At 72.5% G+C, this 18,336-nt stretch carries 19 protein-coding genes; 8 read left to right on the top strand and 11 right to left on the bottom strand.

Annotated elements, in window-relative coordinates:
- Positions 1-101 precede the first annotated feature (101 nt).
- The gene (locus tag H0H10_RS12905; RefSeq protein ID WP_309141780.1) at positions 102-2,183 is read left to right on the top strand and encodes a DUF5005 domain-containing protein; all 2,082 of its coding nucleotides are present in this window, start codon (positions 102-104) and stop codon (positions 2,181-2,183) included.
- Between the two features lie 108 nt (positions 2,184-2,291).
- Here H0H10_RS12905 and H0H10_RS12910 read toward each other — a convergent pair whose 3' ends face one another.
- The 4 genes from H0H10_RS12910 to H0H10_RS12925 form a co-directional block, all read right to left on the bottom strand.
- Positions 2,292-3,107 carry a DUF2182 domain-containing protein gene (locus H0H10_RS12910; RefSeq protein WP_188181066.1) on the bottom strand — a complete coding sequence of 272 codons (816 nt, stop codon included), beginning with the start codon at positions 3,105-3,107 and terminating at the stop codon, positions 2,292-2,294.
- A 60-nt stretch (positions 3,108-3,167) separates the two neighbouring features.
- Positions 3,168-3,905, bottom strand: coding sequence for a DUF899 domain-containing protein (locus H0H10_RS12915; protein WP_188181067.1), 738 nt, complete (start codon positions 3,903-3,905; stop codon positions 3,168-3,170).
- 166 nt (positions 3,906-4,071) lie between these two features.
- Positions 4,072-4,515, bottom strand: coding sequence for a CBS domain-containing protein (locus tag H0H10_RS12920; protein ID WP_188181068.1), 444 nt, complete (start codon positions 4,513-4,515; stop codon positions 4,072-4,074).
- Between the two features lie 14 nt (positions 4,516-4,529).
- Positions 4,530-5,513 (bottom strand): EamA family transporter, encoded by a 984-nt coding sequence (locus tag H0H10_RS12925; protein ID WP_188181069.1) that lies wholly within the window; start codon positions 5,511-5,513, stop codon positions 4,530-4,532.
- 39 nt (positions 5,514-5,552) lie between these two features.
- On the opposite strand from H0H10_RS12925, the gene H0H10_RS12930 reads away from it, so the two are divergent.
- From H0H10_RS12930 to H0H10_RS12950, 5 genes are all read left to right on the top strand, one after another.
- Positions 5,553-6,104 (top strand): MarR family winged helix-turn-helix transcriptional regulator, encoded by a 552-nt coding sequence (locus H0H10_RS12930; protein WP_188181070.1) that lies wholly within the window; start codon positions 5,553-5,555, stop codon positions 6,102-6,104.
- A 116-nt stretch (positions 6,105-6,220) separates the two neighbouring features.
- Positions 6,221-7,300, top strand: a complete 1,080-nt coding sequence (locus tag H0H10_RS12935; protein ID WP_188181071.1) for an MDR family NADP-dependent oxidoreductase — start codon at positions 6,221-6,223, stop codon at positions 7,298-7,300.
- 37 nt (positions 7,301-7,337) lie between these two features.
- A complete protein-coding gene (locus H0H10_RS12940) occupies positions 7,338-7,769 on the top strand; it encodes a MerR family transcriptional regulator (protein ID WP_188181072.1) in 432 nt (143 codons plus the stop codon).
- 162 nt (positions 7,770-7,931) lie between these two features.
- On the top strand, positions 7,932-9,119 hold the full coding sequence (locus tag H0H10_RS12945; protein WP_188181200.1) for a CaiB/BaiF CoA transferase family protein: 1,188 nt from the start codon (positions 7,932-7,934) through the stop codon (positions 9,117-9,119).
- Between the two features lie 118 nt (positions 9,120-9,237).
- Positions 9,238-9,924, top strand: a complete 687-nt coding sequence (locus tag H0H10_RS12950) for a TetR/AcrR family transcriptional regulator (protein ID WP_188181073.1) — start codon at positions 9,238-9,240, stop codon at positions 9,922-9,924.
- Between the two features lie 72 nt (positions 9,925-9,996).
- Here the strand turns inward: H0H10_RS12950 and H0H10_RS12955 are convergent, their stop codons facing one another.
- Positions 9,997-10,896 (bottom strand): LysR family transcriptional regulator, encoded by a 900-nt coding sequence (locus H0H10_RS12955; RefSeq protein WP_188181074.1) that lies wholly within the window; start codon positions 10,894-10,896, stop codon positions 9,997-9,999.
- Positions 10,897-10,991: 95 nt separating this feature from the next.
- On the opposite strand from H0H10_RS12955, the gene H0H10_RS12960 reads away from it, so the two are divergent.
- Positions 10,992-12,188 carry a nuclear transport factor 2 family protein gene (locus H0H10_RS12960; RefSeq protein ID WP_188181075.1) on the top strand — a complete coding sequence of 399 codons (1,197 nt, stop codon included), beginning with the start codon at positions 10,992-10,994 and terminating at the stop codon, positions 12,186-12,188.
- Here H0H10_RS12960 and H0H10_RS12965 read toward each other — a convergent pair.
- The 4 genes from H0H10_RS12965 to H0H10_RS12980 all read right to left on the bottom strand — a co-directional run bounded on the left by H0H10_RS12965 (position 12,185) and on the right by H0H10_RS12980 (position 15,796).
- Positions 12,185-12,595, bottom strand: a complete 411-nt coding sequence (locus tag H0H10_RS12965) for an SRPBCC family protein (protein ID WP_188181076.1) — start codon at positions 12,593-12,595, stop codon at positions 12,185-12,187. The two genes, H0H10_RS12960 and H0H10_RS12965, sit on opposite strands and share 4 nt — an antisense overlap.
- A 44-nt stretch (positions 12,596-12,639) precedes the next feature.
- The gene (locus H0H10_RS12970) at positions 12,640-13,968 is read right to left on the bottom strand and encodes an MFS transporter (RefSeq protein ID WP_188181077.1); all 1,329 of its coding nucleotides are present in this window, start codon (positions 13,966-13,968) and stop codon (positions 12,640-12,642) included.
- A 234-nt stretch (positions 13,969-14,202) separates the two neighbouring features.
- The gene (locus H0H10_RS12975; protein WP_188181078.1) at positions 14,203-14,982 is read right to left on the bottom strand and encodes an SDR family NAD(P)-dependent oxidoreductase; all 780 of its coding nucleotides are present in this window, start codon (positions 14,980-14,982) and stop codon (positions 14,203-14,205) included.
- Between the two features lie 43 nt (positions 14,983-15,025).
- Positions 15,026-15,796, bottom strand: coding sequence for an SDR family oxidoreductase (locus H0H10_RS12980; RefSeq protein WP_188181079.1), 771 nt, complete (start codon positions 15,794-15,796; stop codon positions 15,026-15,028).
- Between H0H10_RS12980 and H0H10_RS12985 the strand changes: the two genes are divergently transcribed.
- Positions 15,795-15,983 carry a hypothetical protein gene (locus tag H0H10_RS12985; RefSeq protein ID WP_188181080.1) on the top strand — a complete coding sequence of 63 codons (189 nt, stop codon included), beginning with the start codon at positions 15,795-15,797 and terminating at the stop codon, positions 15,981-15,983. The genes H0H10_RS12980 and H0H10_RS12985 overlap by 2 nt on opposite strands.
- Here the strand turns inward: H0H10_RS12985 and H0H10_RS12990 are convergent.
- Together H0H10_RS12990 and H0H10_RS12995 are read right to left on the bottom strand one after the other, a co-directional pair.
- Complete coding sequence (locus H0H10_RS12990; RefSeq protein ID WP_188181081.1) at positions 15,973-16,797, bottom strand: alpha/beta hydrolase family protein; 825 nt, start codon at positions 16,795-16,797, stop codon at positions 15,973-15,975. The genes H0H10_RS12985 and H0H10_RS12990 overlap by 11 nt on opposite strands.
- Before the next feature lie 174 nt (positions 16,798-16,971).
- Positions 16,972-18,273: an ROK family transcriptional regulator gene (locus tag H0H10_RS12995; RefSeq protein ID WP_188181082.1), complete on the bottom strand. Its 1,302-nt coding sequence runs from the start codon at positions 18,271-18,273 to the stop codon at positions 16,972-16,974.
- Positions 18,274-18,336 lie beyond the last annotated feature (63 nt).

Raw genomic sequence — 18,336 nt, forward strand, 5'->3', positions numbered from 1 at the left:
TGAGCCTGTCCAACGGGACCAACGCCTTCGTCGACGGCCGCAAATGGCACGACTTCTTCGGCACCCCGGGCGAGATCAGCCTCTGACGGAAAGGGACATAGGTGAAACGCACCACCAGGAGACGCATACCGGCCGCGCTGTCGCTCGCCTCACTGATCATCGGCAGCGTGTTCGCCGGCGGCGCCACCGCGGAGGCCAAGGAGTCGGCGAGCGGCGCCGACGTCAAGGCCGCCGGTGTGGTCTCGCGTGCCGAACGGGTGGCCAAGCTGACCGGTCCCGGCTCCACCAGCGCGACCGACGTCCGCTGGCAGCTGAAGGCCACCGACCTCGGCATCATGTGGGACAACGGCAACGGCGAGGTCCTGACGGCCTTCGGCGACTCGTACGGCAACGGCTGGACGGGCCCCGGAGCCGCCGTCGGCGACCCCGCCACCCTCGACTGGCGCTGCAACCTGCTGGCCCGCAGCGGTGACCGCAACCTCGCCGACGGCATGAGCATCGACAGCATGGCGACGGACCGCGCGGGCCACGCCAAACAGGTGCTTCCGTGCAAGCGCGTCGACGGCGACGAGCTGACCACGATCCCCACCGCGGGCATCTCGGTGGGCAACCGCCAGTACATGCACTACATGTCGGTACGCCGCTGGGGCGGGCCGGGGGAATGGTTCACGAACTACTCGGGCATCGCCTGGTCCGACGACAACGGCGAGAACTGGGTCAAGGACGTCGACGCCCGCTGGCAGAACAACGCCTCCTTCAGCAACAAGTTCCAGATGGCCGCGATGGTCAAGCAGGGCGGCTACGTCTACATGTACGGCACGCCGGGCGGCCGGTTCGGCCATGTGCACCTGTCCCGCGTCCCCGAGAGCGGGCTCCTCGACCCGGGCGCCTACCGCTACTGGACGGGCGGCTCCTGGGTCACCGACCCCGACGCCGCGACGCCCGTGGCCGGGGCTCCGGTCGGTGAGCTGTCCGTGCAGTACAGCCGCTACCTCGGCCGCTTCGTGATGATGTACCTGGACGACCCGGGCGGCTCGATCGTCATGCGGACGTCGGCGACGCCGTGGGGCCCGTGGAGCGACAAGCAGGTCGTCGCGTCGGGCGCGGACTACCCGCAGCTGTACGGGTCGTTCATCCACCCGTGGTCGGCCGATTCCAACAGCCCGTACCTGTACTTCACGATGTCGCAGTGGCAGCCGTACAACGTGTTCCTCATGCGCGTCCGGCTCACCGGCGGCGGCATCATGGGCGGCGGCCCGGCCGACTTCGACGGGGACGGCCGGGACGACATCGCCACCTTCACCCAGGACGACAGGGCTGAGGTGTACGTGGCCAAGTCCACGGGCAACGCGTTCGCCGGGAAGTCGGTGCTGTGGAACGACCACTTCGCACCGGGCGGCGAGACCCCTCTGACGGGTGACTTCACGGGCGACGGCAAGGACGACGCCGTCACCTTCACCCACGGGACCGAGGCGGAGGTGTACGTCGCCCCGTCGGACGGCGACTCCTTCGCCACGGGCGCGAGATGGCACGACCACTTCGCACCGGGGCGCGAGGTGCCCGCGGTCGGTGACTTCGACGGGGACGGCAGGGACGACATCGCCACCTTCACCCGCGAGGACACCGCCGACGTGTACGTCGCCCTGTCGGACGGCACGTCCTTCGGCGCCGGCCAGAAGTGGCACGACGACTTCGCGCCCTGGGCCCAGTTCCCGGCGGTCGGCGACGTGAACGGCGACGGCAGGGACGACATCATCGCCTTCACCCAGGACGCGAGCAACGACGTGTACGTGGCGCTCAACGAGGGCGACCGGTTCGGCGCCCCTCGCAAGGTGCACGACCACTTCGCCCCGGAGGGCGAGAGGCCGCGCGTCGGGGACGTGAACGGTGACGGGAAGGACGACATCGTCACCTTCACGGGGGGCGAGGCGAAGGACGTCTACGTGGCGCTGTCCGACGGCGCTGTCTTCGGCACGGGCCAGAAGTGGGCGGACTTCTTCGCCCTGGACGGCGAGTTCCCGTACGTGGGCGACTACGACGGGGACGGCAAGGACGACATCGTGACCTTCACCCAGAACGACCTGGCCGACGTGTACGTGAACGTGTCCAACGGCACCGACGGCTTCGTCGGCGGCGCCAAGTGGCACGACTTCTTCGGGCTCGCCGGAGAGACGAGCCTGTGACATGGGCGGCGGCACGGCCCCGGCGCGCAGGAGAAGCGCCGGGGCCGGGCTGCCGCCCGGCTGATGATCGGTGGGCCGGTGCCGCCGGAGCCTGCGTGGCACCCCCGCTCACATCCCGTCCATCGACGGTCCGGACATCCTGAGGCCCGGCAGCAGCCAGTCCTGGAACGGGGCGAGGACGGCCAGCACGAGGCAGGCGACGCCGACCGCCCGGCTGAGCCAGGGGCCGCCGCGCCACAGCTTCTCCAGGAAGATCACCACGGCCAGTCCCGCCATCGCGGCCACGTTCATGAAGCCGAGCGGGATCAGGACGATCATCAGGCCCCAGCAGCAGCCGACGCAGTAGAGCCCGTGGTGCGCGCCCGCCCGCAGGTCCTTCGCCCGCCCTCGGAAGCGTGCACGGCGCAGCAGCTGGGACATGGGGTTGCGGCAGTGCCGCAGGCACACCCGTTTCAGCGGGCCGAACTGCTGCAGTCCCGCGAGCAGGAACGCCCCCGCACCGATCCAGCGGTCCGCGCCCGGGTGGTCGTCGACGACGTGGCCGGTCGCGGCCAGGGCCCCGTAGGCCAGCAGCCCGAATCCCGTCCAGGCGAGCAGGTAACCGCCGACGAACCCGGCGGTCCGCAGCACCTGGACGGGGCCCGAGGTGCCACGGCGGATCGCCTGCGCCCAGGTGAGGGCGACGGGCGCCAGCGACGGCAGCATCATCGCCGCCATCATGACCACCCACAGGAGCAGGAAGAGCGGGAACGCCGGCCCCATGGTGCCCGGCCCCGCACCCATGTCACGGGACTGGGCGGCGGTGAGCAGCCAGGCCGGCGCGGCGATCAGCATCAGGAGGCCCCAGCCGAAGGCCAGATCACGCCTCGGCAGCAGCACTCCCGGCCGGGTGGGCACCGGCGGGGCGAGCCGGAGATGCGGCATGGCACACCTCCGTGGGTCGACTGAGCGGGCCCGGGCGGGGGAGAGAATCCGGACCGGGGTTCAGGTCGTGCCGTACTCGTCGTGGCGGCGGAGCCAGAGAATCTCCTCGCCCTCCTCCTCTTGGCGGCCCATCGGCGCGCGGTCGAGGAGGCCGTAGTAGGCCATGGCGGGTTCGAGGCCGCGCGCGGTGGTGACGTACGTCAGGAAGGGGGTGCCGTCCGCGAGCGCGTAGGCGCTCAGCCCGGGCCCCTCGGTGACGTACCCGAGCACATCCGTGCCGGTCGCCTCCGCCAGCCGGCTCTCGGCCGCCGGGATCTCGCCCTCGAGGAACGGCCTCAGCTCCTCCTCGGTGTGCAGGAAGCCGAGGTCACGGTGGAAGTCGCTGCCGACGGTGGAGACCCAGGGGAAGCTCCAGCCCATCCGTTCCCTGTAGGCGAGCAGCTTGTCGATCGGTGCCCGCGAGGAGCAGATCAGCGTCACGTCGCGGGCTTTGAGATGGACCGCGTTGGCGTCGAGGGTGTCGGCGATCGAGGAGCAGACCGGGCATCCGGCCTCGTACTGCGGACCGAACATGAAGTGGTAGACGAGCAGCTGCGAGCGCCCGTCGAAGAGCTCCGCGAGCGACTTGGTCCCGTGCTCGGTCTCGAAGCCGTAGTCCCGCTCGACCGGCACCCAGGGAAGCTCCTGCCGCTTCCGCGCGAGCTCGTCGCTGCGCCGGGTCAGCTGCTTCTCCTCCACGAGCAGTTCCTGGCGGGCCGCCTCGAACTCCTCACGTGTGCCGACCCTGTGCTCGGGCATTGCCTTCTCCCTCCTGTGCGGGAGCAGAACACCGGACCGTGTGCGGTCGCCCGTGGCGGTCTGCGCCAGGGCCCGCACCGGCGCCGCGCGAGCGGGCCGGCACCCGGCGGCGGCGCCGGCCCCGGCCCGCGGACTGCCAGGCCTGCCGCGCCCGGACCGCGGTGCCTCAGTGGGCGCCCGCGTACACGCGGCTGGCGAACTCGGCGATCTGCTTGTCGGTGAGGTTCTGGGCGAGGTTGGCCTCCGAGATGATCCCGCAGAGACGGTGGTCGTTCTGTACGTCGATCACCGGAATCCGCTTCACCTGGTGCTCCTCCATGAGGTGCAGGGCGTCCGTCGCCGACGCGTCCGCGTCGATCCAGTGCAGTTCGCCGCTGAGGGAGCCGCACTCGACCTGGGCCGGGTCCTCCCCGTCGGCCACGCACTGGATGACGATGTCGCGGTCGGTGACCATGCCCCGCAGCCTGTCGTCGTCACCGCAGATGGGCAGCGCGCCCACATGCAGCTCGCGCATCAGCTTCGCCGCATCCTGCAGGGATTCGTGCTCACCGACGCACTTGGCGCCCTCCGTCATGATGTCGCGGGCCTTGAGCGGCTTGTTCCGTGCCATGATCGCTCCTCCCGTCATGGGCCGCACCGTTGGGTACCGGAACGGGTCTTCCCGTCCTTCCATCGCAACACGGATGCCCGGCGGCTGCCACGCTGACCGGCCCCGGGGGACGGACCGTCGGGACACGAGGCATCTGGAGCCGGTGCGTCGGCCGGTGTGCGCCGGCCGCCCAGGACCGCCGCGACGACCAGCACCATCCCGGCGCCCTGCGGGACGCTCAGGCCCTCCCCGGCCACAGTGGTGCCGAGCAGGACGCCGGTGACCGGGTTGAGCAGGCCGACCAGGCCCACGGTGCCGGCCGGGAGTCTGCGCAGGCCGGCGAACCAGGCGAGGAAGGCGAGGGCGGTGGCCACGAGGGAGGAGTAGGCGTAGGCCGCCAGGACGGGGCCGTCGACCGGGGGCGGCGGGCCCTCCACGGCACCGGCGGCGATCAGGAGGAGCACCCCGCCGCACGTGAGCTGCCATGCCGTGACGGCGAGCACCCCCGGGCGGCCGGTGTCCCAGCGCTTGCTCAGCAGAAACCCGGCCGCCGAGACCAGCAGCGCCGCCACGGAGGCCGCCACACCGGCCGGCCGGACCTGCCCGCCGGGACCGCCGAGCATCAGGGCGACGCCGGCCAGACCCACCACCGCGGCGGCCAGCTGGACGACGCGCGGGCGCTCGCCCAGCAGGGCCCAGGCGCCCAGCGTCAGCACCAGCGGTGTCAGTGCCATGACCATGGACGCCGTACTCGTGGCCAGCAACTGCGAGGCCACGTAGACGAGTGCGAAGAACGCGCTCGTGTTCAGCACCCCCAGCACGGCCGACCGCCACCACCAGGCGCCCCGCGGGCGTTCGCGGGCGGCGGCGAGCAGGAGGCATCCGGCGGGCAGGGCCCGCAGTGCGGCACCCCAGAGCGCATGGCCGGCGGGCAGGAACTCGCGGGTGACGTAGTAGTTGGCTCCCCAGGCGACCGGAGCCACGGCGGTCAGGGCGATCCACCGGAAATCGGCTTCCATGGAAGGCAATATACCTTCCGGGGAAGGTATTATTCTTCCATGGAAGGTACCGACGAAGACACCCGCGCCCCGCTCCCGGACCACGTCGCCCGCATCCAGGCGGCGTGGCGGCGTGAGCGGCCCGATCTCGATGTCGCTCCCCAGGCCGTCATCGGCCGCCTGCACCGGCTGGCCGCGCTGCTCACGCAGGAGCTGTGCGTCGTCTACCGCCGCTACGGCCTCGGCGAGGGAGAGTTCGACGTCCTGGCCGCGCTGCGCAGGGCAGGTGAGCCCTTCGAACGGGCACCGGGGGAGCTGGCGGCCCACACCATGGTCACCACCGGCGCCATGACCAAGAGGATCGACCGGCTGGAGCGGGCCGGCCTGGTCACCCGCCGCCGCGCCGCCGACGACGGCCGCGGCCGTGTCGTCGCGCTGACCGCGGCCGGGCGGGAGCTGTTCGACCGTGCCTTCACCGACCACATCCACAACGAACACCGGCTGCTGAGCGCCCTGCACCCTGAGGAGGCGTCGGCGCTGGAGTCCCTCCTGGCCACCTGGCTCGCCCGCGTCGAAGGCCCCGCCGCGTCCGACCGCCGCATCCCCCGCTGAGCGCGCGACGGATCGGCGCACCCCCGTGCCGACCCGTTCCGGGGCGGACTTGCCCCTGACCCAAGGGTCAGGGATTAGCGTCGACTCCCGTCATCCCGCTGCCAGGAGGCCGCCCCATGACCACGGTTCTGCCCCGGACCAGCCGCGAAGTGCGGCTCGCCGCCGTACCGGAAGGGCTCCCCGCACCGACCGACTTCACCGTCACCGAGACGGCACCACCCGCCCCGGCGCCGGGCCACGTCCTGGTCCGCAACCGGCACTTCCAGGTCTTCGGCGGCCTGCGCACCCTCCTCGGAGGCGCGGCCGAGGGCACGCCCGTACCGGGACTGCACCCCGGGGACGCGCTGTACGGGCCGGCCGTCGGCGAGGTCGTCGTCGCGCCGCCCGGCAGTCCGCTGCGCCCCGGCGACCTGGTGACGCACCTGCTGGGCTGGCGTGAGTACGCCCTCGTACCCGTCGCCCAGTGCCTGCCGCTCGACCCGGCCCTGCCCGAGCCTGCCGCCGGGCTTTCCTCCGGCTCAGCCGCCTACGGGGCGCTGACCCGGCTCGCCGGCGTACGCGAGGGGGACGTCGTCCTGGTCACCGGTGCCGCCGGCGGGGTCGGCTCGCTGGCCGGACAGATCGCCCGGCTGCTCGGCGCCGGCCGGGTCATCGGCAGCACGGGCTCACCGGGCAAGGCGGAGCGCCTGACGTCCGAACTCGGCTACGACGCCGTACTGACCGGCGGGTCGTGGCGCGAGCGGCGGGACGGAACCGACGAACACGCCGCGTACCGCGCGTTCTCCGCGCAGCTCGCCCAGGCCGCGCCGGACGGCATCGACGTCCTCCTGGACAACGTCGGCGGAATCCAGCTCACCGCGGCCGTGGACGCCGCACGGCACGGCGCCCGGTTCGCCCTCGTGGGAGCCCTCTCCGGGCAACTCGCCGAGACGGGCGCCGGTGCCGCGGCGCCGACCCGGATCGATGCCTTCCGGCTGGTGGTCAAGGGCGTGTCCGTGCGGGGATACACCGGCGTCGACCATCCCGACGTGGAGGCGGAGTGGACCGGCCGGTTCGGCGCCTGGCTGAGGTCGGGCGACATCCGGCTGCCGCTGACCCGGTTCGAGGGCATCGAACGGGCCCCGCGGGCGTTGTGGGAACTGACGCGGGGACAGACCTTCGGCACGGTCGTCGTCGACCTTCCCGGGCACGGCTGACCACCGCGGCCACGAGGAGGGGTGGGAGGCACACACCATGCGCATCGGGGACGCCGCGGCAGCGGTCGGCGCGACACCCAGGGCACTGCGCTTCTACGAGCAGCGGGGACTGCTCCCGCCACCACGCCGCACGCGGGCGGGCCAGCGCGACTACACCCTCGACGACCTCGCCGTGCTCCGTGTCATCCGGCACCTCCTCGGCCTCGGCCTCACCGTCGAGGACCTGGCCGGCATCGCCGACCGCCTTCCGCTGCTCGCCGTCCACCCGCCGAGGCGCTGCGACCCCGCGGCACCCGGCGAACCGGCCCTCGTCGGTACGGCGGTGGTGCGGCGGCGCATCGAGGCGCTGGACGCGGAGATCGAGCGCCTCACCCGGCTGAGGGACGCGCTGCGGGCCGGACTCGACCCGGCGCCGCGCCACGCGACCGTCGGCGACCACGCGGCGGGCGCGGCCCCGGACACACGGTGACCACGGTGCCGCCCATCGCTGCCCGGCCCGGCCGGTCAAGGTCACGTGAACGTCACCTCCGCCGTGGCGTGGCGCTGTCGGGTCCATCATGAAGTGCCCTTGCGGAGATCGGCCGGCGATCTCACGAGCAGCTTGTCACCCACCCAGTTCCTGGAGGTCGCAGTGACCGGACTCCCGCTCTCCGGCATCACCGTCGTGAGCGTCGAGCAGGCCGTGGCAGCACCGTTCGCCACCCGCCAGCTCGCGGATCTGGGCGCGCGTGTCATCAAGGTCGAGCGTCCCGGGGGCGGGGACTTCGCCCGTCGCTACGACACCACCGTGCACGGGCTGTCCAGCTACTTCGTCTGGCTCAACCGGTCCAAGGAGTCCGTGACCCTGGACCTGAAGTCCCCATCCGGCCGCGACGTACTGGAGGAACTGCTGGGCCGGGCCGACGTGTTCGTGCAGAACCTGGCGCCGGGCGCGGCGGCACGGCTGGGCCTGGACGCCGAATCCCTCACGCAGCGGCACGCGTCGCTCATCCCGTGCACCATCTCGGGCTACGGCACCACCGGCCCGTGGGCCGGCCGCAAGGCCTACGACCTGCTCGTGCAGTGCCAGACCGGCCTGGTCTCACTGACGGGCACGGCGGAGGAGACCGCACGGACCGGGGTGTCGGTCGCCGACATCGCCGCCGGCATGTACGCCTACTCCGGCATCCTGACCGCGCTGTACACGCGGGCGACCACGGGAGTGGCGCGGGCGGTGGAGGTCTCGCTGTTCGAGGCACTGGCGGAGTGGATGAGCCAGCCTGCCCACTACACCCGGCACGGCGGCACCCAGCCCCCGCGGATCGGCACGCAGCACGCCACCATCGCGCCCTACGGCGCCTTCACGGCCGCCGACGGCAAGCAGGTGCTGCTGTCCGTCCAGAACGAACGGGAGTGGGCCGCTCTGTGCGAACACTTCCTCGCCCGACCGGAACTGGTGGAAGATCCGCGGTTCGCCACCGGCCCGGACCGGGTGACCCACCGCGACGAGCTCGACGCGATCGTCGCCGAGCGGTTCGGCCGGTCCGGCAGTGGTGAGGTGATGCGCCTGCTGGACGAGGCCGGGATCGCGAACGCCGGCGTCAACGACGTGCGGGAGTTCCTCGACCACCCGGTCCTCGCCGACCGCGAGCGCTGGCAGGAGGTGGCCGTCCCCGGCGGCGCCCGGGTGCCTGCCCTGCGGCCACCGGTGGACCTGGCCGGAGTCGACCCGCGCATGGAACCGGTGCCGGCCGTCGGCGAACACACCGAGAAGGTGCTGGCCGAACTCGGGCTCACCGCCGCCCGGATCGCGCGCCTGCGAGCCGACGGCGTCGTCTGACGGCGCGCGGAACCCACGCCCCGGCCCTTGTCTGGTGCTGAACTCCGATTGACGGCCCTCATACCGTTGCGGTGGGCAAGTGGTCCGCGGAGTCCGGGACAGGGAAGGATGGGCGGTCATGAGCAAGCCACCCGCGCGGATCCGACTGGCGGACGCCGCTTTCGCGCTCTTCGACGAGCGCGGATACGAGCAGACGACCGTCGACGACATCGCAGAACGGGCCGGAGTGGGACGCACGACGTTCTTCCGGCACTACCGGTCCAAGGAAGCGGTGATCTTCCCCGACCACGACCGGCTGCTGGAGCTGATCAGGGACCGGCTGGCGACCGCCGGCCACAGCACCGCCCTGGTCGCCGTGTCGGACGCGGTGCGCCTGGTCCTCCTGCACTACATCGAGGAGGGCGACCTCGCGCGGCGCCGCTACGCGCTCACCAGCAAGGTGGCCGCCCTGCGCGACCGGGAGATCGCCAGCGTGGCGCGCTACCAGCGGCTGTTCCGCGAGTTCATCGCGGACTGGATGGGGGATCCGACCGCGTCGGCCTCGCTGCGGGCCGAGCTGATGGCGGCGTCGGTCGTCGCGGCTCACAACCACGTGCTGCGACGGTGGCTGAGGGGAGAGTCCTCCGACCCGGTCGAGGAGCTCGACGAGGCGATGCGCGAGGTGCTCGCCCTCTTCCCGGCCCGCTCCGCCCCGACGGCCGCCCACGAGGGCGGCACCACCGTCGTCGCCTTCCGGACCGGGCAGGACCTGGACGCGCTGCTGCCGTCACTGAGGCGGCTCGTCGAAGGGGCCCCGGGAAGCTGAACCCTGCCCGTCGGCGTCCGGTCCCGGCCCCCGAGCCCACGCCGCTCGCGGCGCAGGAGGAGGGGAACACTGCTAGCGCACCCCGCGCGCCCAGCACTGCGACTCGGCGAGCAGGTCGTGCAGGGGTCCCGCCCAGGGGTGGGGGTTGCGCCGCGGTGTGATCGTGTAGATGCCGCGGGTCGGGGGATCGACGAGGGTCACGGTGGTGACGTCGGTCCGCAGCGCGCACGTCAGCACCCCGGGTATCAGCGCGATGGCGTGGCCGGTGGCGACCAGGGCCAGCTTGCCGAGCAGATCGGCCGCGGTCAGGTCGATGCGGGCACTGACTCCGGCGCGGGCGGCGTGCTGGCGCAGCAGCGCTGCCGAGCCGTCGTTGTCCTCGACCCAGGTCTGCTCGGCCAGCGCCTGCATGTGCACCGGGCCCCGCCCCGCCCGGGGATGGCCGACGGGCAGCACGACGACCATGTCGTCGAGGCCGAGGAACCGCCGTTCGACCCGCGCGTCATGGGGCAGCCCCGGGGGCGCGTCGGTGACGACGGCAAGGTCGAGATCGCCGGCGATCACGCGGTCGTGCAGCGCCGCGCTCAGGTCGGGGAGCAGGCTCCACCGGAGGGACCCGGCCTGCTTCAGCAGGGCCCGGATGCCCTCGGGAACGACCCCTGCCGCAAGAGAGGGAGTCGCTCCCACGGCCAGCGGCCGCTCGAACGCCCCGTCGCGGTGTTCCCGCACGGCGCGCACCGCACGGTCGGCCTCGTTGAGCGTGGCCAGGGCGTGACGCCGGAACACCTCGCCGGCAGGCGTCGGACGCACACCGCGCGCATGGCGCTCCACCAGAGGCACGCCGAGCTGCCGCTCCAGTCCGGCGATCTGCCGGGAGACGGCCGACTGGGTGTGATGGAGCTCGACGGCCGCCGCCGACAGCGACCCGAGCCGGCACACGGTCACGAAGGTCCGCCAGACGGTCAGTTCCATGGCGCCAGTATGCCCGGCCGGTATGCGCCTCCCGCAGGGCGGGACTGCGAAATCTGCGCTTGTCACATGGATCGTGCTGGACCACGCTGGCGCACATGACCGAACCACACACGATCGCCGTCCTCGGCCTGGGCCGCATGGGCGAGGCGATCGCGACACGACTCACCGCGCAGGGCCGGGACGTCGTCGGCTGGACACGCTCCGGTCGCGCGCCGGGCGCCGTCCAGGTGACCGGCGACGCGAGCGGCGCCGTGGCGAAGGCCGACCTCGTGCTCCTGGCGTTGTTCGACGGTCCGGCCTGCCGACAGGTCCTCGACGACGTCGGGGACTCGCTGCGAGCGGACACGATCGTGCTGAACACCAGCACCATCGCCCCCGCCGAAGCCGCAGGGCTCGCCCGGCGACTCGGCCCGTCCTACGTCCACGCGGCCGTGCTCGGCTCCGTGCCGGCCGTCGCCGCAGGCACCCTGGGGATTCTCGCCGCCGCCGATCAGGACGCGTTGGAGCGTGCCCGGCCGGTGCTGGAAGCGCTGGGCACCGTGCGGCGCGTGGAGGACGCCCCCACCGCCGCCGCGCTCAAGCTGATCGCCAACAGCAGCCTCGCCGGCGCCGTTCTCGCGCTGCGTGACTCACTGCGGCAGGCAGACGCCCTCGGCCTGCCCCGTGACCAGGTGCTGGACGTCCTCGAACTCGGGCAGCTGGGCGGGCTCGTGGCCCGCAAGCGCCCCTTCCTCCACGGCCCGTCGGCCACCGCCACGGCCGAATTCACCATCGGTGCACTGGCCAAGGACCTGGCTCTGCTGGCCGCCGCGTCGAACACCCCGTTGCGCAGCGCATCCGGCCTGGCCGACACCCCCGCCGCCCCCGAGGACGACATCGCGGTCGCCGCCACGGCACCCGCCGTGGAGGACGCGGTGCTCGAACCGCTGCGCGCCTACATCCGCGGACACGCCACCGGCGACCCGGCCCACTTCCACGACGCCTTCCTGCCCACCGCCCACATCGAGGGCATCCGGGACGGCGCGTTCGTCTCGTGGCCGCTGGACGAGTACTGCGCTCTCTTCCCGGGGCAGCCGGCGCCGGACGAACCGACCCGGTCCCGCCGTATCGACGCCGTCGACGTCCACGGCACCGTCGCGACCGCGACCATGACGCTCCGGCACGGCGCGGACACGTTCACCGACGTCTTCCTGCTGGTCCGCGTCGACGCCGGGTGGCGCATAGCCAACAAGGCCTATCACCGCCGGGCACACCCTCGGCCCCGTGGTCCGCGGGCCGTGCAGAGTCCCTAGACGGACTCCATCAGCTCTTTCAGCCGGGCCAGGTCGGCAGCGACCATGCCGGCGTCGCGTTCGAAGTCGGCGTCGCTCATGCCCGGCTGCCGGTGGAGGGTGAACACCACCTCGCTCCCTGCGCCGTTGGCGATCACGCGGACCGGGTTGTGAACGGTCTCCCCGGAGGGCAGCGTGACCTCGTGGTCGAGTACACCCAGCTCGTTACGTGGTGTGAAGGTGATCGTGACCCGTCCCATGGGGGAGGATTCCGCGACCCATCGGTCCTCCGCCTTCTCGATGGAGTCTCCCAGGCCATGGGCCCACGCGGGCAGGTTGGCCGGGTCCGATGCGTAGGCGTAGACAGCGTCGACGGTGCGGTCGATGTAGACGCTGAGGTGGCGCGACTCCTTGCCGGTGTTGTTCATGGCAGTGACGGTAGCGGGCCACCGTCACTGTTCTCTTGAACGAATCAGACACGGGTCGGGTCTTGCGGACCGTCGACGCCGCCCGGCGCGTCGTGTGAGGCCGGAAGGTGCCGTCCCAGGCGCGCCAGCGGGGACAGAGCCATCACCGCCGGGGACAGCAGCATGCCTGCGGCCGTCATCAGGAGGCCGGTGCGCAGCCCCCACTCCTGCGCGAGCACTCCGCCGAGCAGGGAACCGAGCGGGGTCACCCCCATGCCGACGAACGTGATCGTCGCGGCCGCGCGGCCCTGCATCCGGTCCGGAGTGACGGCCTGCCGGACGGCCATGACCGCGACATTCACCAACTGGCCGCCGAGCCCGAACACGAAGCCGACCGCGAGCAGCGCGGGAACCGTGAGCGCGGAGGAGGCGTGCAGGGCGGGCACACACAGGAACACACCGTCGCCGAGTGCTGCCGCGGACACGAGCACCACGCCGTAACCGAACCGGCCCGGCAGGCGGGCGGCCAGCAGTGAGCCCAGCAGCGCGCCCGGTCCCGCCGCCGCGAGTGCCAGGCCCACGACGGTGCCCGACAGGTGCAGTTCGCGCGGGAGGAAGAGCAGATAGACGGTCATCACGGCCGCGAAGGAGAACTGGAAGGCGGCCGAAGCCACGCACACGGCCCGGAGCGCGGCGTCGCCGGCGACGAAGCGCAGGCCCTCACGAATCCGCCGCCAGACCCGGGGGGCGTGTTCCGGGCGCTCCGGGATCGGTTCGGCTCGGCGCATCCGCCGGATCGACACGCACGACAGCGCGAAGAACAGCGCGTTGGAGGCGGCGGCGACCGGCGCCGACAGCAGGGAGACCAGCGCGCCTCCGACAGCCGGACCGCCGATCTGCGCAGCGGACCGGCTGCCCTCCAGCGCGCTGTTGCCTCGCACCAGCTGGTCGCGCTCCACCAGTCGTACGAGAGACACCTGGTACGCCACGTCGAAGAACACGGACAGGGCCCCGGCGGCGAAGGCGAGCGCGAGCAGCGCGGGCAGTCCGAGCCGGCCGGAGAGGCCGGCCGCGGCGGCGGCGCCCAGGACCAGGGCCCGGCCGGCGTCCGTGAGCACCATCGTCGTGCGGGTACGCCGCCCGTCCACCCACGCGCCGACGAAGAGCGAGAGCAACAGGACCGGCGCCTGCCCCACCGCGCGAAGGACGCCCAGCTCACCGGCACTGGCGTCGAACGTCAGGACGGCGAAGAGCGGCAGGACCACCAGACTTGTGTGTTCACCGAGTTGGGAGGCCGTCTGCCCCACCCAGAGTCTGCGGAAGTCGGCGTTCCGCCACAGGCTCGGCGGAACGGACCGACCGGAATCGGATACGGCGGAGGAAGCGGACGGCACGGGGATCCCTTGGGTTACCGACAACGAGGCCCGCCGCCGAGCACACGAAAGGTGCACCGACGTTCGGGCAGGAAAAAAGGCTCGCTGTGCCGCAACATCAAGGGCAGCACGCGATGACAGGCCGGTGACGGCCTACGACGTCAACGCGCGCTCGGAAGACCGACCATGTCTCAGCTCCTCGGGGGTGCCTCACTGCGTCCGAACCCTAGCCGTCGGCGGCCCGCCGCGAAAGGCTCACCGGGCGGTCCATCCGCCGTCGACGGCGACGAGCGCGCCGGTGATGAAGGCGGCGGCGTCGCCGGCCAGGAAGGCGATGGTCTCGGCGACCTCTTCGGGGCGCCCGATCCGGCCGATCGGGTGGGCCGGGCCGAAGGAGGCCAGCATGTCGCGTCCGTTGTCGACGACGCCCTCCATGATGTCGGTGTCGATCACCCCGGGCAGCACGGCGTTGGAGCGGATGCCCTTGGGCCCGCCCTCGACCGCGAGGACGCGGGTGATCTGGGCGAGAGCACCCTTCGAGGCGGCGTAGGCGGTCTGGGTCTCGAAGGCGACGACGGAGGAGACCGAGGCGACCGAGACGATCGAGCCGCCGCCGGCGGCCTCCATGACGGCGAACGCCTCGCGGGCCTGCACGAAGTTGCCGCGGGCGTTGACGCGCAGGATGTCCTCGAAGTCGGCGACGCTGGTTTGGGTGATCGGCTTGTTCAGGGTGCGGCCGGCGTTGTTGACCAGGATGTCCAGGCGTCCGAACCGGTCGGTGGCCAGTCGCATGGTCGCCCGGGCGAGGTCCTCGTCGGCGACGTCGCCGACCAGTGCGGCGATGTTGTCGGGATCGTGCGCGGCGAGCTCCTCGACGGTGTCGGAGCGGTCGGTGACGACCAGGCGGGCGCCGCGCTGGCGCAGCAGGGCGGCCGTGGCGCGGCCGATGCCGCGGGCGGCGCCGGTGACGACGGCGACCTGTCCGGTCAGGTCCCAGGAGGACGGAAGCGGCGACGGGATGGGGGCGGTGCTCATGAGTTCCTTCGGAAGTCGATCGATGTGGTCGTGTCGGACGGGATCAGCGTTGGCGGACGGGCCGTACGACGATCTCGTTGACGTCGACGTCGGCCGGCTGCGTGAGCGCGTAGGTGAGGGCCCCGGCGATCGCGTCCGGGTCGATCGCGTGCGCCCGGTAGGTGCGCATGGCCTGCGCGGCACCGGGTTCGGTGATGGAGTCGGCGAGTTCGGAGGCGACCACTCCCGGAGAGATGGTCGTGACCCGTATCGAGGGATCGCACTCCTGGCGCAGGCCCTCGGTGATCGCCCAGGCGGCGTACTTGGTGCCGCAGTAGACGGCGGCGGTGGGCACGACCTGGTGGGCGCCGATGCTGGCGATCGTGACGAAGTGGCCGCCGCCCTGTGCGCTGAACACCGGCAGCGCCGCGGCGATCCCGTACAGCAGCCCGCGGACGTTCACGTCGATCATCCGGTCCCACTCGTCGACGAGCAGGGAGTCGAGCCGCGACAGCGGCATGACCCCGGCGTTGCTCACCAGGACGTCGACCCGTCCGAAGCGGTCGCGGGCGTCCGTGACGAAGGCGCCGACGCCGGCGCGGTCGGTCACGTCCAGACGCACCGGGTGCAGACTCCCGCCGGAGCGGGCGGCCGCCTGCGCGGTGCGCTCGGCCAGCGCCTCCAGACGATCGGTCCGCCGCGCACCGGCGACCACGTGATGCCCTTCGCGCACCAGCCGGGCGGCGACGGCCTCACCGATGCCGCTGCTGGCCCCGGTGACGAGGACGACCTTGCGGGAGGCCGACGTACCGGGCAGTGATGGGTTCGTTTGCATGACGTCGACCCTGGCCGAGCCGGCCGGCGGCTGGAAGGGTGTGCTGCACCCTGGGAGCAGCACACCCACCCACGCCGCCGGCCCGAGCAGCATCGACCACTGCGTCCGCCTGGAGCAGGGCCGTCAGCGGACCGCCGCCGGCGAGCACGTCGGCCCCGGCCTTCGGCAGCTCGTCGTCAGCGCGTGAGCTGCCGGCGGAACCACTGCGTCAGGATCTCGTCGACCGCCCTGGCCACGGGCAGCTGTGGAGCCGGTTCCAGGCCCGGTTCGTCGGCCAACGGGTGCGCCAGGCCCGGCACGGTGACCAGCTCGACCTCGTCCGGGTGTGCGTACCGCTCGCGCAGTGCATCGACCAGGGCGGCCGCGTCCGTGCGCAGTACCGCATGGTCATGCTCCCCGCTCACCAGCAGCAGCGGCGGTTGTCGTGCGACGTCCCCGGCACGGGCGACGAAGTCCAGTTCGTCGGCGGCCTTGCGGGACTCCGCGGTCCACCGGTACGGCCGCCCGGCCAGGCCCTCGGCGAGCCCGACGGCCGACCGGACCCGCACCGCCGGGTTGACCAGCGCGACGGCCTTCACCGGAACCTTCCCTGCCGTCAGCACCTGCAGCGCCACGGCTCCGCCGAGCGAGGCACCGAGAACGCCGACCGGTTCGTCGTCGACCGGCAGCTGATCGCGCAGTGCGCTGAGCGCGGCCGGGAACTCGTCGGCGGCCTGATGCGTGAACGGGGCCAGGAACGCCAGCAGTACGTCCTGACGGGCGAGTGCGACGGCGGCGTCGACACGGCCGTCGACCATCCGCGCACCGCACATCGGCATGCCCAGGTGGACCCGCCAGGCAGGCACCCCGGACATGGGCAGGGCGGCCGCGAACGCCGCGTCCGTACGCGGCGCGTCCAGCATGTGCCAGGTCACGATCAACGGCGCAGGACCCTCGACGGCTCCTGGCGGCGGAAGCGCCGTGAACGGTACCCCGGCCGCGGTGCCAGTGATCGTTTCCATGGCTCCTCCTCGGCTCGTGGAACCACCACCGTAGGCAGCCCGAAGGGGACCGCGACCCCACTTCTGCTCACGGCAGATCGAAGGGCGTGCGACCCAAAGGAGGGGAGGGCAGGGGAGGGGAGGGGCTAAGTTTGGTTGGCTTCTAAAGTTGTCAGACCCGTTTCCGTCCCGATGTCATCCGCGGTGGCCGGGCGCCGGCACCGCGGCCGCCGCCTCCCGCTCGGGTTCGCCGAGCGCGCCGGGCAGGGGCAGGTGTCCCTGGCGCAGCGGTACCAGCTCGGTCTGGAGCACCATCGTGGCCGCGCCGACGGCGGGGGCGGTGGCCGCGGAGTCCGACAGACGTACGACGACCGGATGCGCCGCCCTCGCGAAGAAGGCCCTGTCCAACTCCTCCTGAAGCACCGGCAGGTACACCGAGCCCGCGACGGCCATTCCGGGGCCCGTGAGCACCAGCACGTCCAGGTCCATGACGTTGGCGAGGGCCCGTGTGGCGAGAGCGAGCCGGCGTGCGGAGCCCTCCAGGAGTTCACGGGCGCCGTGGTCCCCGCGCCGGGCCGCCCGTGCGATCGCCGCGAAGTCGGCGTTCACCGAGGGACGCTGGCCGCCCGGCCCCAGGGTCAGCCCGGCCGCGCGGGAGATCCGGGTGTCCGCACGGGCCTGGGTCACCACGGCGGCCGGGCCCGCGAGTGCCTCCGTGCACCCGCGCCCCCCGCACCAGCAGTCGGGCCCGTCCACGTCGAGACACATGTGGCCGATCTCCCCGGCGTTGCCGCTGGTGCCCCGGTAGATGACGCCGTCGATCATCAGGCCGGCGCCGATGCCGCTGCCCATGTAGACGGCGGCGAAGCTCGGGGTGTCGCGCACGACGCCCGCCCAGTGCTCCCCGAGGGCCGCGGCCGTGGCGTCGTTGTCCAGCGTCACCGGCAGTCCGGTGGCCTCTGCCAGGGCCTTGTCGAGGGGGAAGTCCTCCCAGTGGCGCATGGCCGGCGGCGTCAGGCGCATGCCGCTGGCGGGAGTGAGGGGGCCGGGGGAGACCAGGCCGAGCCCCAGCACCAGGTCCTTGCCGATGCCGACCCCCTGGATGAGGGTGTCCACCTCGCCGGCCATCCGGGCCACGACCACGGGAGGGTCGTCGGTGCCCGCCCCGGCCCTCGACATCCGGGCGATCACCGCACCGCCGAGGTCGGTGAGCACATAGGTGATGCCGGAGTGGTCCAGGTGGACACCGACCGCGTACCGGGCGCTCTGGTTGAGCGCCAGCAGCGTCCGCGGCTTCCCCCCGGTCGATTCGGAGCGCCCGATCTCGGTGACGAGCCCGTCGTCGATGAGGCGACGGACCACGGTCGAGATGGTGGCACCGGTGAAGCCCGTCGCCTGGATCAGCCGGACCCTGCTGATGGTCCCGGCCGCCCTGATCACGTCCAGCACCGCGGCCCTGCTGGTCGCGTGCGGCATGCCTTTCGCGAGCCCGCCCATCGATACCCTCCCGGCGCCCCAGGCGGGCGCTGCCCTCAGCCGGTTCCTGCGGTGCACCGCGCC

The sequence above is a fragment of the Streptomyces griseicoloratus genome (genome assembly GCF_014534645.1).
Classification (GTDB): Bacteria; Actinomycetota; Actinomycetes; order Streptomycetales; family Streptomycetaceae; genus Streptomyces; species Streptomyces griseicoloratus.